Raw genomic sequence first — 15,502 nt, forward strand, 5'->3', positions numbered from 1 at the left:
CATCATTTCTTAGGTAATTGACTGGGAAGCCCTTACAGCTTCCACACACTCGATCAACAGCCAATTGGCAATCATCTCGTGTCTTGTATCTTCTCTTCTCTTCTCTCATATGTCTGTCAAAAAACAACCGCCGTCGACTTGGCGTCGCTCAGCGTGCTCCGATAACATAACAAAAGACGCCTTCTAGTGTCAAGCATCCCTTGCAACTATTTCTGCATTTAATTCGCCCGTTTTTTCAGAAGCTCGTACACAATCTCAGAAAATCCTGCACCACCCTCGCTCTCAGAGGCATAGCGAGGAAGCACTTGCATCGATTGGACGTGCTTTTTTATGTTGCCGACACCAAAACTCAAGGGAAAATGAGAAAACATCACCTGGTCGTTGGGGGCATCCCCGCAATAGCAGCTTTTCTGAATCATCGTTGCTTCATCAAGACCAAGGACATCGGCAAAAAAGGCTTTTGTCCCCTGATACTTGTCAAAGGAACCAAACCAAGCATTCACATGAATCGAGCTGACTGCAGTCCCAGCTCCCATGCTTCTGCACACCTCGACCACCTTTGCAATCTGCCGGGCATCCAAATACGGCGGCTCGCTGCCGTGGTCGAACGCAACATCATAGATTCTGGCAAACTGGTCGCTGGAAAGCTTGGAACCGGGGACCTGGGAGAGCACCTTCTGAATCAAGGCGCTTTTTCGCTGTTCATACCCCTCTTGTACGATGGAGGGGTGTACATACTTGCGGATGGCACCATCTTTGCGATACAGGCACACTGCTCCGCTTTCGCTGAGCACGGCCTCAACCGGCCACTGTCTGAGATAGGTGTCGCCCCATCCAGCAGACCCCCCGGTCACACAAATGGTTCGAATGCCTGCTTCCTGCAGGGCATACAAGGCCGCAAGAGCAACCGGCCTGAGCTTTCCTTCGGTTGTAATCGTATCATCAACATCAGTGAGCAAAAACGAGACCTGTGAGGCCTCGTCCTTGCTGAGATTCTGCACACCCAGCATAGTCATCGGGTCATTGTCGAAAGGCTGCCATCACGGATGATCGCCTTGATGTACGTCAAGAAGGACATGACTGAAGATAAGGCCGCCAATACGAAAACCACATACAGGCCGATGCGGGCCCCTTCCATGAAAGGAGCATCGGAGAGCCAGTTGTCCAAGGCGATATAGAGAATGCCCAACGCCCCGCTGATGGCATACAGCACAGCCTTGCTCTTCCCCCAGATGTTTGCCGCCACCGGCTTGCCCTTTCCCATCATCAGCATGCGCACGAACAGGATGGAGAACTCTCTCCACATAATAAGGATGAAGGTCCAAAGAGGCATGACACCGGCCCCCGACAGGCACACAAAGTATGTCAGTCGGGAGAAGGTATCGGCAAACGGATCCATCACCTTGCCTAAATCGGTAACCAAATTCCTGCGTCTGGCAATCTGGCCGTCCAGCAAGTCGGTCAACTCTGTGAGCGCCCATAAAAGAAGAGTCAGGATGGAAGAAAGGCTTTGAAAGTCCTCTCCGAACCAAACGCCCAAATGGAAAGCGATGAAGAACATGGGAGCCATGATCAGCCGGGATACAGTAAGCTTATTCGGAATATTCATGAATACCTCTGATTAGCCGAACAGCCGGCTGAACTTGTTTTCAAGGTAGCTTGTGAACACCGTTGCGTCAAGAGCTTTTCCTGTTACCGCCAGGGCTGTCTCCCGTCCTGTTTTCAAGGCACCCTTCTCATAAACGGCCTTTCTCAGATACGAGCTGATACCTTCCACATCGCCGGGTTGCAGGCCGAGCTGGCTCTGCATATGAGCCCAAATTTGGGCTCCATAGAGATTACCCAGAGCGTAGGTGGGAAAGTACCCGAAGTCACCGCTGCTCCAATGCACATCCTGCAAGACACCCTCCCTGTCAGTTGCCGGCTTGAACCCGAAGAGGCGGGAAAACTCCTCATTCCATGCCTGGGGAAGGTCCGCTACACAAAGGCTTCCGGCAAGCAGGGCCTGCTCAAGACCGAACCGAAGAAAGATGTGCAGGCTGTAGCTCATCTCATCGGCATTGACGCGGATGCAGGTCCGCCCAACCTTGTTGACTGCCCTGACAAATCGGTCGAGACCTACACCGGCAGTCTGGGAGGGGAAGATTTTTTGAAACTGTGGATAGTAGCGCTCCCAGAACTCAGGACTTTTTGAGACCATGTTCTCCCAAAGCCGACTCTGCGATTCGTGCATCCCGTGGGAAGCCCCACCGGCCAGGCTCGTACCTCTCAAGATTGTATTTGAAGCTCCCATCTCATAGAGTGCATGCCCGCCTTCGTGAATCGAGGAGGAAAAACTATCCATGACACTGGGATCGGTATAGCGGGTGGTGATGCGGATGTCGTCGCTTGCAATGGTCGTTGTGAACGGATGAACCGAGACGGCAGAGCTGCCGCGGGTGAAATCGAATCCCATATCGGTCAGCACCTGGTTGGCAAACGCCTGCTGGCCCTCGATTGCATACGCTTGGTGTAAAAAAGAGTCATCCACATCCTTGTCAGCATAGGTCTGCACCATATCCGACAGCGGGCCCTTGATCGAATCAAAGAGGGAAGTCACCTCCTGGGTGTTCATGCCTTCCTCGAACTCAGAGAGCAGAGCATCATACAAGGTTGCTTGGCCGTCAGAAAGGCAGGAGGCCTTCTCCTTCACCAAATCCACCATGACCGACAGGTCTTTTGAAAAAAGGGCGAAGTCGTCGGCTTTTCGGGCCGAAACCCAGCTCTGATGGGCTTTTGCTGCCTGTTCGGTGATGGCCCTCACCAAATCCTTGGGCATTCGGCGCTTTCTTTCGTACTCTCTTCTACGCACCCTGATCAAGGCCCGCTCGAAATCCGATTCACACGTTTTTTCATCCAAGACATCGAGCAACCGCCCCATCTCATCCCCGCTTGCAACAGCATGGGACTGCTCGGCAAGCCAGCCGAGCTGGATGGAGCGCTCCTGTACCGCCTTATCACGGAGAACCATCTCCTGGTCCCATTGCAAGGCTGCGCCGATATGCTCAAGCATCACCAGATGACGGTCAAGCTCCTCAAGGCGTGCAAAGGCTTGTTGTTGATTCATACATCCCTCCACCGATAGAGAGCCGGATCGCTCCGGCTCTCTTGGTATTTACAGCTGCTGCTTGCTCTCTACCTTCTGCTTCACCATATCGATGAACGCCTGGGTGGAAAGCCCGTTCTCCTGCTTGCCGGTTCTCAGCCGTACCGATACCTGGTCGTTCTGAGCCTCCCGTTCGCCGATGATCACCATATAGGGAATCTTCTGCTGCTGGGCGTTGCGGATCTTGGCGTTCATGCGGTCGTCACCAAGGTCGGCACTAACCCGGAAGCCTTCCTTGCGCAGCCTTCCCTCCAGCTCCTTTGCGTAATCGAAGAAGGTCTCACCAACCGGAATCACCTTGATCTGCTCAGGCGACAACCACGGCGGGAACGCTCCTGCATAGTGCTCGATCAGAACACCGAAGAACCGCTCGATGGAACCAAGAAGGGCCCGATGGATCATGTACGGGCGTTTCTCCACGCCGTCCTTGTCCACGAAGGTCATATCGAAGCGCTCAGGCTCGTTGAAGTCAAACTGAACCGTGGAGAGCTGCCATTCACGACCGATGGCATCCTTGATCTTGAGGTCGATTTTCGGTCCGTAGAAGGCTCCACCGCCCTCATCGATCTCATACGACAACCCTTCAGCCACAATAGCCTTGCGCAGTGCCTCGGTTGCATCAGCCCAACGAGCCGGGTCACCTACCGATTTCTCCGGCTTGGTGGAAAGGTATGCATTGATCTCGGTGAATCCGAATGCCTGGAGCATATGCAATGAGAACCGCAAAACCTCCAGAATCTCATCATTCATCTGGTCGGGGGTGACAAAGAGGTGGGCGTCATCCTGAGTGAATCCACGCACCCTCATCAGACCATGCATGGCTCCGGCCTTCTCATACCGATATACGGTACCCAGCTCAGCCCAGCGGAACGGCAGGTCCCGATAGGAACGCTTGCTGTTCTTGTAAATCATGATATGGAACGGACAGTTCATCGGCTTCACATAGTAGTCGCTCTTGTCCATCTCCATCGGAGGATACATGCCTTCCTTGTAGAAACCCAGGTGACCGCTGGTCTCCCAAAGCCATGATCGGCCGAGATGGGGGGTGTAGACCATCTCATAGCCGTTGGCATAATGCTCGCTGCGCCAGAAGTTCTCAATCGCCTGACGGATGCGCGCTCCCATCGGATGCCAATACACCAAACCCGGACCGGCTTCTTCATGCAGGCTGAACAGGTCGAGCTCCTTGCCGAGCTTTCGATGGTCGCGCTTCTCAACATCCTCAAGGTGCTGCAGGTACAATCGAAGGTCCTTCGCATTCTCCCATGCAGTACCGTAGATGCGGGTCAGCATCGGGTTGGTCTCCTTGCCGCGCCAATAGGCACCGGCGATGCTCATCAGCTTGAAGGCATCAGCCTTCAACTCCTTGGTCGACTCCACATGAGGACCGCGGCACAGGTCGGTGAAGCCACCCTGGCTGTACAACGACACCTCCTCATCCTCGGGAATGGCCTCCAGCAGTTCAAGTTTATAGGTCTGGTCGGCGAACTGCTTCTGGGCCTCGGCGCGGCTCACCACCCTACGGACAAACGGCTTGCCCTCGGCGATGATCGCCTTCATCCGTGTGGTAATCTCCTCGAGGTCCTCATTGACCAACTGTCTGGGCAGGTCAAAATCATAATAAAAGCCGTTGTCGATCGCAGGGCCGATCGTTATCTGTGCTGTGGGAAACATTTGCAGCACCGCCTCTGCCATGACATGCGCCATTGAGTGTCTAATTTTGGAGAGTTTCTCTCCTGCATCTTCCTTTGCCATACCATATCTCCTTGTATATACCAACAAAAAAGCCTTCATGCCTTCCCTCTCCGGTACGGCATCATCCGCATCCGGCAAGGACGAAGACATGAGGGCTCTCATGTTCCGCGGTTCCACCTTGCTTCCCTTTTCGATGCTTCGCCACCGAAAAGGACGCTCAATTTACCTGTATCGCCAGGTGTGCGGCATAATCTACCAGGTTTCCCGTTCGGTATGCAGCTCAAAAGGGGTTTTCATCGAGCGCCTGCCAAATTCCTCTCAATCAAGGGAATTCTCCCTGTGGCCCCGTTGTCGACTACTCGTCTTTCTCATCGCCTTGTCAGATAGAATGCTTACATTGCAAAAAATTGTCAAGAGTACAACAGGCGGGAAATAACGGCGGCAGCGCCCTCTAGGAACTCTTGGTCCATCGAGGTGAATCGACCAAGCTTGGGGCTGTCGACATCGAGCACTCCCACCACCCTGCCCTTGGCATCGAGCAGAGGCACAACCAGTTCGCTTCTGCTCGCACTGTCGCAGGCAATATGGTCGGCAAATGCATGCACATCGTCGACTCGAACACTCTTGGCGGTTCGGGCGCACAGTCCGCACACTCCTCTGGAAAAAGGAATGTCGGTGCATGCGACCTTCCCTTGGAATGGGCCAAGCACCAATTTCTGACCTGAATCATCGACAAGGTAGAACCCCACCCAATTGATGTCTTCCAAACATTCAGAGAGCAAAGCCGAGGCATTGGAGAGATGGCAGTAGCGCCTTTGCAGAGTTCCATCCCAATCACCGATCAAAGCAGCAAGCTGATCAAGAATCCCGCCATCCTTGTGCAATACCATATACCACGCTCCTCATCACTGGATTACCGACCGCATGGCTTTCACCGGCGCGGCGGCCTTGTTCCCTCCACGCAGCTTCATCGCCACTGAGGGTTTTACTACCACACCCGGGCCGTTGATGCAACCACCCTCGCAGCACATCACCTCGACCAAGTCGGCCTCGGCAGGTCGTTTCTCCCAGATTTTCATCGTTCTGAACATCTTCTTGTCTACCCCGTTGACCGGGAGCACCTGCACTTCATGGCTCGGGGCAAAGCGGCTCAGCACGCAGGAGGCAACCCCACCAGAGAGTGCAAACTGCCGGCAGTCCTCGAATGAGGAGGTATCACCAAGATCGGAGCCCTCCAATTCCCGTACGTCGATGCCTTTGGCGATGAACAGGGAGGCAAGCTCGCTGAAGGTGATGACAGCATCGACCGTCTTCAACCTGAGTGCCTCCACCTTCTTTGCAAGGCAAGGACCTATGAAGACGTTCTTAGTGGCAGGATTGAGCTCTTTTGCCTTCAGCGCCGCATACCCCATGGGAGAGAGAGCCGAGGAGCGGCGTTCACCGAGGAACGGCAGATGCTTGTCGACAAGCTCCATGTAGGCAGGACAGCAGCTGGTGGTCATATATCCTTCACCCCTCGCTTTACGCTCGGCCAGCTCCTCGGCTTCATGCAGGCTTGTCGTCTCAGCCCCCTCGCTGACCTCCAGCACAGAGGAGAACCCGGCTGCAAGCAAGGCTGCCTTTATCTGGGAAAGCGTACCGGGAAACTGACCTTCTATGGCCGGGGCGATCAGGGCGGTTACATGCTCTTCTTTGCCGAGCATCTTGACTACCGGCATGAGGGATGAACGCTCGACTATGGCCCCGAACGGGCAGCTCATCGCACAGCGTCCACAACTGATGCACTTCTTGTAATCAATCTCCACATATCCCTCTTCGTTTTTCTTCACCGCATTGACCGGACAGGCTTCCTCGCAGGGAACCGGGATATGGACAACTGCATGGAAGGGGCATACTTCCTTGCACTTGCCGCAGCGGATGCAGCGGCTCTCATCAATATGGGCCTGCCCGCCGGAAAAGGTGATGCAATCCTTGGGGCAGTTTGCCAGACAAGGCCTGGCAAAACAGCCTCTGCAGGCATCGCTGATCAGGTAGCGGTCAGGAGGGCAGGAAGAACAGGCGGTACTGATGGTCGTCAGAATCGGTGCGGCGCTCTTGTCTGTCTCCATCACCTCCTCTACATACTCGGCGAGGCTCTTCAGCTCATCGTCATCGGATTCGATATTGATGCCCAAAAGTGCCATGATCCGGTAGCGGACCATCGCCCGCTCCTTGTAGATGCAGCATCTGTTGGGAACCCTCTGCTTGGGAATGATCCTGATGGGAAGCTTGTCGACATTCTCCTTCAGCGTTCCCGCAAAGAACTCCTTGAGCACTTCTGCATGGACCTGACGCTTCATCAGCGTATATTGGTTGTTGAGTTCAAGCACGGGTTGCCTCCGTAAGGAGTTTGCACAGCATCTCCTGATTTACATTGCCATAGACCTTCTCACCGATGCGAACATAGGGGGGACGGTCCTTGGACTGTGCCTCCTTGCAGCCGCCGATGCAGCTGACTCCCTCGATCTCGCAACCGCCAAGTACCGCAGGGTCCAGAAATTCATTATAAAGGAGCAGGTCGGCACCCCCCTGCACAAAACAGGCGGTCCCAACACAAATCTGTACATGCACTTTCTCTTTCTTACCCATATTGCTCTCCTGTTCAAATATATTCCTGTGAGGTCTCTTTCAAATAGACGTCTTCCAATGCCCTTCGAAGCCTGCCGATCAGGTTTCTCCGAATCCCTATCTCCACCGGTATGCTTGGATCCTGGTGGGCCTCATTGATTTTCGTTCCCACAATGAAGTGCACCTGATCGCTCTCCTGCATGACCTGGATGAACTTCTTCACTGCATCGTTGGTCATTGAGCGGACCGGTTTCTTTTGCTCCAGGGCGGTGGCCACCTTGCTGAGGGTAAGCATCCCCTCGGTCACCAGGTCAATGCCTTCCATCATCGAGCACGGGGGAACTTGGGCCGACCAGCAGCTCATATCCACCTTCAAAGGCTTTTGCATGAGACGTGATACAATTTGTGCAGTTGTCCCGCCGCTGACAATCTTTCTCCCTTCAAAATCCTTGATCTTTTGGACCAGCTGCCCATCATGCTCCTTGATGAACGGGGGTCCGGTCACCACCAGGGTACGCCTGGGCCTGCGGACATACACCACCATGCAGGTGATGTCATCCTTCGCACTGAGACGATCCAGGCTGTGTGCCCGACAGACAATGGCCTGGGCGAGATCATGGCTGGAGATGTCGGGATTGGCCTCGATCTGGGTGCGGGTGAACTCCCTGACCCCATCAAGACGCCACCCCAAGGGAAGGGATTTTCCCATCCCCGCCTGGGTGACCCCGTCACTGAAAATCACAAGGCGGCTGCCGATGGGCAACGTGAGCATGGAGTGCCCCAACACCTCTTTCTTGAATGCGCCGTCACGCTGCAGGTCGATATGCTCGACATCCCATTGCAAGCTTCTGCTTCCTTGGAACACCAAGGCGCCGGGATTGTCGTACTCCACCAGGTTCATGGCGACCTGGTCGCTTGGGAGCACCCTCAAATCCGCGATGGTAAAAGTGGCATAACTGATCTTTCGTTCCTTGCAAACCGGAAGCGTATTCATGATGATGCGCGCCGAATGGGTCAGATCCATCGGGCTGAAACTCAACTTGTGTGCCATGCGAGCCGTCAGGCTGGCCAATACGTTTGCCTTGACCCCGCTTCCCAAGCCATCGCTGAGGGTACATACAATCTGGTTGTTCTCAGGGTTCCGGGAGAGCAGGAACACATCTCCCCCGATCTTTTGCCCATCCTTGTAGATTTGGGCATAGTCGACATCGATGAAGAGATCGTTCATGACTCCACCTTGGTGAAACCATCGCTCTGGCTGCTTGGGGGAACCTTGAATGCGTCTATGAGGCTGTTGAGCATGATCTCGGTCTCGGCGGCATTCTCCCCAAGCAGGCTGGCGATCTGCTGCACTGTCTCCAAGCTCTTCTGGATGACATCCTCGGCTTTCTTGATCACCGTCTCCCTCCTGACAGTGGGGGTGGTGACATCTTCGAACAACGCTCCCACCAGATGTTGTTTCTCCACCGAGAAGAGGGTGACTTTCAGAAACTTGTCCTGATAGTGCAGGCGGTACTGCTGGGCCCGGGGATTGGAAAACTGGTTCTGGAATTTCTCATGGAACGGGACAAACCGTTCAAGCGGCAAACCGCCTACCAAACCCAGCAAGTCACCATCGATGGAGAAATCCAGGTCACCGAAAAGCTTGAGAAAGCTATTGTTGCAGTCGACGATTTTCAGCTGGTCATCGACGATGACCACCCCGATTGGAATGGTCCTGAGAAGCACATCGATCTTGCTCTGGGCCTCCTTGCGCATTTTGGTCACGCACATCTCGGGTTCAGCCATTCCATCAAGATACGCAATGGCCATTTCGCGGCAGCTGTTGTAGCCGCAACCCCCGCAGTTCAACTCCTCGGCCTTGTCCCGCTTGCCGAGAACCTTCAAGGCCTTCTCAATTTCGGTTTCATCGTGTAGTGAAACAAAGCTCGAAACCGGCAGGTCTTGACTGTTGTCCCCGGACTTTTCAATCAAGGCATATCCTTTCTCGAGCAAGGTGGCAACAAAGTCCCGGTCACCAGCGAACAGCGGCCCTTCATCGGTAATGCGACTACGGGTATACCGCGAAGAGATGCCTTTCTTTGCCGCAGAGGAGCGCCCCTTTTCACAACCGGGCCCATTGATGCAGCCGCCCTCGCAAAAGAGCAGTTCCAGAAAGTCGGGGTTGACCTGTCCCTTCTCCATTCCTGCAAGCGTCCCGACCACCTGGTTTGAACCGCTGATGGCGACTGCCTTCGTTTGAAACGGGTCGCTCCCCCATGCAAGGGAAGCGATCATGCCGCCTTCGACAGGATAGAGGGTGGAGGAACCTGCCCTGCAGGGAACAAACGGGGGAACCAGGCAGGGATCGGCAGCCACCTGCTCTGCAAGCAGAGCCAAATCGAGGTTCTCCAATTTCAGCCAAGTGCGCAGTTCCTCGAAAGTCAGGGCGAAATCAGGGTATCCGGGCGTCTCATCAGATTCCACCTTCTTTGCAATGCAAGGGCCGATGAAAACAACACCGATCTCCTGCCCATAGAGCTTTCTCAGGTATGCGCTATGGCACTGAAGCGGCGAAGGCACCTTGGCCAAGGAAGGAATCAAGGAAGGATAATACTTCAACACTGTCTGCACCACGGTGGGACACGCAGTGGATATCCAGGAGCATGTGCCTCCATTGCTTTGTGCATGCACTTCAATCGACTCATTGACCAATGCCGCACCGATTGCCGTTTCACTTACCGCACTGAATCCCAGACGATGCAAAGCCAATACCAAGGCATCCACACCCTCGGGGAATTCACTGGCGGCCGATGGAGCAAGGCTGCAGTAGATTTTTCTCCCGCTGGTCAGAAACTGTCTGACGCGGGCAAGATCATTGCGGATTTTTTTAGCATGGGAGGGGCAGATATCGACGCAATGGCCGCAGTAGATGCAGCGGTCCTTCACCACCACCGCCGAGCCATCCTTGACCTGAATCGCCTTGACCGGGCAGCCGCGCACACATTTATAACAATCCCGGCACTCGGTCAACTCGGTATAGATGGGGTGGATCATGCCTTCCATTCCCTGTTGTACAGCTCTCTTTTGACCAGTTCAAGGACGCTTGCAGTATCGAGGCCGCTGTAGGTTTCATTGTCGATCCTCAGGTTCGGACCTTTTGAACAGTTGCCGAGGCACAGGTGACCGGCCAATTCAACCTGATCGGACAAGCCCTCTTCCTTGAGATATGCTTCCAAGGCCTGCAGGGTTTGAGAATTTCCTCGAGCAAAGCAGGAGCTTCCCAGACAAAGTTCTACAACCAATTTATCCATCACTACGACCTCACAACCTGTTGTTGGGCTCAATCGTACTGCGAACACCCCTGCAAGTCAATAATTCTTGAGAAAATGGAACTTTATTCTGAGTTTCCAGTATTTATATGGTATATTAATCCCGTTTAATTCATTTTAATATTCTTCTAGGAATATTTAAAAGGGGTACCGTAACGATACCCCGTATTGCAATCAGTTAATTTACCACTCGTCATCCTCTTCGAGCAGGTCTTCCTTGGCCATTTTCCGCTTGACCTTGGCAGAAAGCACGGCAAAACTGGTTGCCAGGTCGGTACGCTGCACCACCACCCGAGGCGGAAGCTTCAAATCCTTCGGAGCAAAGTTCCAAATGGCAAGAATTCCGCATGCCACCAGTTTTTCAGCAACTTCTTGGGCTTGCACTGCAGGGACGGCGATGACCCCGATGTTCACATGGTTTTCCTCGAGGTACTGCTGCAGATGAGAAAGCGGATACACAGGAACATCGCCCAGTTTCGCACCCCACTTCTGCTGGTCGATGTCAAAGGCAGCCACAATCTTCAGTCCATAGCTCTCAAAACCCTCGTAGCGGGCAAGCGCCGATCCGAGATGGCCTGCTCCGATGAGCACTGCATCGGTCGCATTGTCCCAACCAAGGGTGTGCACGATTGCATCGATGAGTTTGACTACGGTAAAGCCCACCTTTGGTTTGCCTTCAATTCCGGTGCATGAAATATCCTTGCGGACTTGAATCGGTTTCAGGCCGAGCTCATCGGCGAGCATGGTAGCCGATACCATTTCCATCCCCTCGTCGCGATAGCCCTTGAGAAGGCGGAGATAGGAAGGAAAACGCTTGATGGTGGGGATGGGAATTCCACGGTTGTCTGTTGCCATCATTACTCCTGTTGCAGTGCATCGACGATACTCTCTACGAGAGAGGACGGTGTGGATGCCCCCGCTGTAATGCCCAGTATAGCACACTGGCGCATTTCATTTGTGATTTCTGCTGCTTCCTCTATATGCCAAGCCTTCCTGCCCATTTCAAGAACCATCGAGTACAGCGCCTTGGTATTCGCACTGTCCTTTCCTCCGATGACCAGCACAGCATCACATTGCCCGGCAAGCTCGCTCAGGGCGGTCCTGCGATTCACCGAGCTGGGACAGATATCATTTACAAACACCACCTCAATGCCTTTCTGCTGCCAGGATGTCAAGGCAGCCTGTATCTGCATCCACAAGTTCTGGTCGAAAGTGGTCTGTACAAATACAGCGTAAGATACGCCTTCCCCAGGCTCTCCTACGTCCTCAAGAGTTGTGATGAGCCTGCTGGTGATGGGCTTTCCATCGAGCAAGACCTCCTGCATGGCTGTCGACTCAGGGTGTTTGTAGTGCCCGACAACCAGGATCGTATGGGTGACGGCATAGTGGGCTATATGCAGGAGATTGCGTTTGACCACCGGACAGGTGGTATCCACAATCTGATATCCGGCATCCAGAAAATCTGAACGCAGCTTATCCCCCACTCCGTGGGCCCGCAGGACCACCACTCCTCGCTCGTGCCCTTCGGGCCCGGCTATCTCAATCATTCCTGCTTGGGCGAAATGGTTGCAGACTTGCTTGTTATGGATCAATTTACCCAAGGAGTACACAGGAAGCCCGGTCTTCCGGGCATCCTCGATGGCGCCCCAGGCCATATCAAGCGCCCGTGAAACCCCTTTGCAATACCCCATGGTAGGTGACATGACTAGTTTCATAGCATCCAGTATGACAAAAATACTGCCGCAAGGTAACCCCACGGCAGTATCTTTTGGAACGGGAAATTCTTTGTTCCGGTTACTTGGCCGCAACCACCGCACCTTGTTTCTTCTGAGCCTTACTGATCCAGTAGAGCATGGAAGGAGCGAGGAAGTTGGAGGAGAAGGTACCAAATAGAATTCCGAACATCATGTTGATGGCAAAGAGCTGAATATCGCCAGATGCAAAGATTGCAAGCGGAAGAATCGCCACCAAGGTGGTGACTGCACTCATAATGGTTCTGCTCACCGACTGAGTCACACTCAGGTCGATCAGCTTGGACAGGGCAGCATTCTTGTTCAACGTCACATTTTCACGGACACGGTCGAAAATAACGATGGTGTTGTTCAGGGAGTATCCGATGATGGTCAGCAGAGCTGCTATCGTCGTGCTCGAAAACTCAAGGCGCAAAATCGAGATGGCGGTCAGCATCATCAGAATATCATGCACCAGGGCGATCAAGGAGGAGACTGCATAGGCAAAGCGGAATCTGATCCAGACATACAGCAGAATCAAAGCCATGGCGACAACAATGGCCAGAATCGAGCTGGAGAGCAGGTTTGCACTGAACTTGGGCCCGATATAGTCACTCTGCAGGACTACAACGTTTCCTTGTCCAAAGAAAGATGCAAGCGCATTCTTGACCTCTTCTTCCATGGAAGCCTGGGTTGCACCGTCCTTGATTCCCAAGCGGATCTGGAACGTCTGGTTCTCGGCAGAACCCACGGTCTGCACCTTGGCATTTCCAAGAGAGGTGATGGCCGAGCGGACATCCTCGATGGAAGTGGTGCCGGTGCCCTGGAAGTTCAGCCTGGTCGGAGTACTGCTCAACGTTGCAGGAAAACCGTATCCGGAGAGCAGGTCCGCCGTATTCAACGAACCATCAACTGCAACCGCACTAACTTCAGGCACTGCATTCAGCGCTGCAGCAAGATCCTTGGCGGTCGGGTAGGCCTGGGAGTGGAAGCTGGTCGTAGCGACGCCTTCCTCACCGCGAACCTCAAGGCTCAAGGCGGATCCGGAAATTGAAAGGACTGCATCCTTGTTGCCGCTGTATGTCACTTCGAGGCCGACGGGAGCGATTTGGATGCGCTGGCTCAAGCCGCTCTCGAAGTCAACCCCGAGGTTGAAACCCCCGAACACAACAAAGGAGACGGCTCCGGCAAGCAGGAGGACCACAGCCAGAATCCATGCATACCAGCGAAGTTTGATGACAGGAATATCGTTCTTAAGCATTTAGTTTTTCCTCCAGCTGATGTGCAATTTCTTGCCCTCTCGGTGAGCGACCGCCGCATCAAAAATGAGATGCGAGACAAACAGGGCGGTGAACAACGAGCTGACAATACCGATGGCCAAGGTATTTGCAAAGCCTTTCACCGAGCTGCTTCCGAGCTGCGAGAGCACCAAGGCCGCGATGATCGTAGTGATGTTGGCGTCCATGACCGTCCAGAAAGCTTTGTCAAAGCCTGCCTTGATGGCTGCAACGTCGCTCTTGCCCAATCGTCGCTCTTCCTTGATACGCTCAAAAATAATGACGTTTGTGTCGACTGCCATACCCAAGGTAAGGATCAGACCCGCCACACTGGTCAAAGTCAAGGTGAAGTTGAAAGCTGAAAGCACGCTGATCATGATAAAGAGGTTGAACAGCAGGGCCACGTCAGCCACCAGACCGGACACATTGTAGTAGGCAAACATCAGGATGATGACCAAGGCAAGGCCGATTGCAATCGCCTTCACACCTGCATTGACTGCATCCTCACCCAAGGTTGCACCGACAGCCTGCTGGCTGGAGACGATCAACTCGATGGGAAGCGCTGCGGTTCGCAGCACGATGGCCAGGTCACTGGCTTCCTCGGCATTGAAACCGGAAATCTGGACACTATTGCGGATTCCCTCATTGATGGTGGCCATTGCCTTGACTTTTCCATCCATGACAACCGCCATGGTGTCGCCCACATGGGTGGAGGTGAGCTTGTAGAAAATATCCCCTCCAAGACTGTCAAGCTGGAAGTTTACAACCGGGCGGCCGGTGATGCCATCGGTTCCCGTGGTGGCGCTCTCCAGGTGGATGCCGTCCAAGCCGACTTCCTCTTCGATAACCACATAGCTTTCAAGTTCGTCAATGCCATAGGCATCACTGACATAATAGCCGGCGGCAATCTTGCCGGCAGGCAGGAAGTCCGGTTGCTTCAGAGCACCGGTATCGGTATAGACTTCAGAAGGATTGGCCTTGTAGTACGCGTCAAGCTCTGCGGTCAAGGCGGTGTCAACCATCTTGAAGACCAGGGAGCCCTTGCCGCGAAGGAACGAGTTTACCCGCTCGGGATCGGCAGCGCCGGGAATCTCGATCAAAATCTGATCGCTGCCCTGCAGCCTGATGACCGGCTCGCTGACGCCGAACTGGTCGATGCGCTTCTCGAGAATCTCGATATCCTGTCGGATGGCTTCGGCAATCTCGGAAGAGGAGGCAGGGCTGCCCTTCTTCGCCTCGTAACTTGCCGTATCAGCTTCCAGGAGGATACTCATACCACCACGCAGGTCCAAACCAAGCTGTAAAGCCTTGTTTCCTAGGGCCTTCAGGTCAAGCAGGGTTGTGCGGTAATACGCCTCGATGGTATCGAACATATTCTGCTCATTGTAGAATCCACTAAAGAGAGCTTCCAACGTCCATGTCTTGGGGACCGGGCGCTTCATAGCTTTGTAATTTGCCTTGGCACTATCCTTGAGATAGGAATACTGAGCGGGAAGAGCCGCCGCAGGATCCTGGGCCACCAAATCCTTCAAGGAACGCAGGTCCCGTGAAGCCTGCCCTCGGGCATACTCCTTAATCTGTACATTTGAGCCTGTTGCAAGTTCCTTGGTGTCCTGCGGTACGAATCCATACCACTTGATGGTGGGATACAAGAAGTATCCACACAACAAGATGACAGCCAGAACGATCACCAGACGACTCCGTTTTTTCATGATACTCTCCAGATTGTCTTCAACA

Annotated in this window: 14 protein-coding genes; all 14 read right to left on the bottom strand. The window is 53.9% G+C overall.

All coding sequences use genetic code 11. From position 1 onward, the window contains the following. Nucleotides 1-218: 218 nt before the first annotated feature. Nucleotides 219-1,016: a haloacid dehalogenase gene (locus B3K89_RS10750; protein ID WP_293894315.1), complete on the bottom strand. Its 798-nt coding sequence runs from the start codon at nucleotides 1,014-1,016 to the stop codon at nucleotides 219-221. Then, nucleotides 1,013-1,609 carry a CDP-diacylglycerol--glycerol-3-phosphate 3-phosphatidyltransferase gene (gene pgsA / locus B3K89_RS10755; RefSeq protein ID WP_293894317.1) on the bottom strand — a complete coding sequence of 199 codons (597 nt, stop codon included), beginning with the start codon at nucleotides 1,607-1,609 and terminating at the stop codon, nucleotides 1,013-1,015. The genes B3K89_RS10750 and pgsA overlap by 4 nt, the downstream gene beginning before the upstream one ends. A 12-nt stretch (nucleotides 1,610-1,621) precedes the next feature. Then, on the bottom strand, nucleotides 1,622-3,106 hold the full coding sequence (locus tag B3K89_RS10760) for a carboxypeptidase M32 (RefSeq protein ID WP_345907392.1): 1,485 nt from the start codon (nucleotides 3,104-3,106) through the stop codon (nucleotides 1,622-1,624). 48 nt (nucleotides 3,107-3,154) lie between these two features. After that, nucleotides 3,155-4,900, bottom strand: a complete 1,746-nt coding sequence (thrS, locus tag B3K89_RS10765; RefSeq protein ID WP_293894321.1) for a threonine--tRNA ligase — start codon at nucleotides 4,898-4,900, stop codon at nucleotides 3,155-3,157. 350 nt (nucleotides 4,901-5,250) lie between these two features. Beyond that, nucleotides 5,251-5,730, bottom strand: a complete 480-nt coding sequence (locus B3K89_RS10770; protein WP_293894323.1) for a GAF domain-containing protein — start codon at nucleotides 5,728-5,730, stop codon at nucleotides 5,251-5,253. A gap of 15 nt (nucleotides 5,731-5,745) precedes the next feature. Continuing rightward, nucleotides 5,746-7,209, bottom strand: coding sequence for a monomeric [FeFe] hydrogenase (locus tag B3K89_RS10775; RefSeq protein WP_293894325.1), 1,464 nt, complete (start codon nucleotides 7,207-7,209; stop codon nucleotides 5,746-5,748). After that, nucleotides 7,202-7,468, bottom strand: coding sequence for an NAD(P)H-dependent oxidoreductase subunit E (locus B3K89_RS10780; protein ID WP_293894327.1), 267 nt, complete (start codon nucleotides 7,466-7,468; stop codon nucleotides 7,202-7,204). Before B3K89_RS10780 ends, B3K89_RS10775 begins: the two co-directional genes overlap by 8 nt. A 13-nt stretch (nucleotides 7,469-7,481) precedes the next feature. Beyond that, nucleotides 7,482-8,675, bottom strand: a complete 1,194-nt coding sequence (locus B3K89_RS10785) for a SpoIIE family protein phosphatase (protein WP_293894329.1) — start codon at nucleotides 8,673-8,675, stop codon at nucleotides 7,482-7,484. Continuing rightward, entirely contained in the window at nucleotides 8,672-10,483 is a 1,812-nt protein-coding gene (locus B3K89_RS10790; RefSeq protein ID WP_293894331.1) for a [Fe-Fe] hydrogenase large subunit C-terminal domain-containing protein, read from the bottom strand. The genes B3K89_RS10785 and B3K89_RS10790 overlap by 4 nt, the downstream gene beginning before the upstream one ends. Beyond that, nucleotides 10,480-10,740: a (2Fe-2S) ferredoxin domain-containing protein gene (locus tag B3K89_RS10795; RefSeq protein ID WP_345907393.1), complete on the bottom strand. Its 261-nt coding sequence runs from the start codon at nucleotides 10,738-10,740 to the stop codon at nucleotides 10,480-10,482. The genes B3K89_RS10790 and B3K89_RS10795 overlap by 4 nt, the downstream gene beginning before the upstream one ends. Before the next feature lie 201 nt (nucleotides 10,741-10,941). Then, the gene (locus B3K89_RS10800; protein WP_293909186.1) at nucleotides 10,942-11,613 is read right to left on the bottom strand and encodes a redox-sensing transcriptional repressor Rex; all 672 of its coding nucleotides are present in this window, start codon (nucleotides 11,611-11,613) and stop codon (nucleotides 10,942-10,944) included. Nucleotides 11,614-11,615: 2 nt separating this feature from the next. Then, nucleotides 11,616-12,473: a 4-hydroxy-3-methylbut-2-enyl diphosphate reductase gene (gene ispH, locus B3K89_RS10805; RefSeq protein WP_345907394.1), complete on the bottom strand. Its 858-nt coding sequence runs from the start codon at nucleotides 12,471-12,473 to the stop codon at nucleotides 11,616-11,618. Nucleotides 12,474-12,552: 79 nt separating this feature from the next. Beyond that, complete coding sequence (secF, locus tag B3K89_RS10810; protein WP_293892153.1) at nucleotides 12,553-13,749, bottom strand: protein translocase subunit SecF; 1,197 nt, start codon at nucleotides 13,747-13,749, stop codon at nucleotides 12,553-12,555. After that, the gene (gene secD / locus B3K89_RS10815) at nucleotides 13,750-15,477 is read right to left on the bottom strand and encodes a protein translocase subunit SecD (RefSeq protein ID WP_293892156.1); all 1,728 of its coding nucleotides are present in this window, start codon (nucleotides 15,475-15,477) and stop codon (nucleotides 13,750-13,752) included. Nucleotides 15,478-15,502 lie beyond the last annotated feature (25 nt).

The organism is Sphaerochaeta sp. UBA5849, from assembly GCA_002432715.1.
Taxonomy (GTDB): Bacteria; Spirochaetota; Spirochaetia; order Sphaerochaetales; family Sphaerochaetaceae; genus Sphaerochaeta.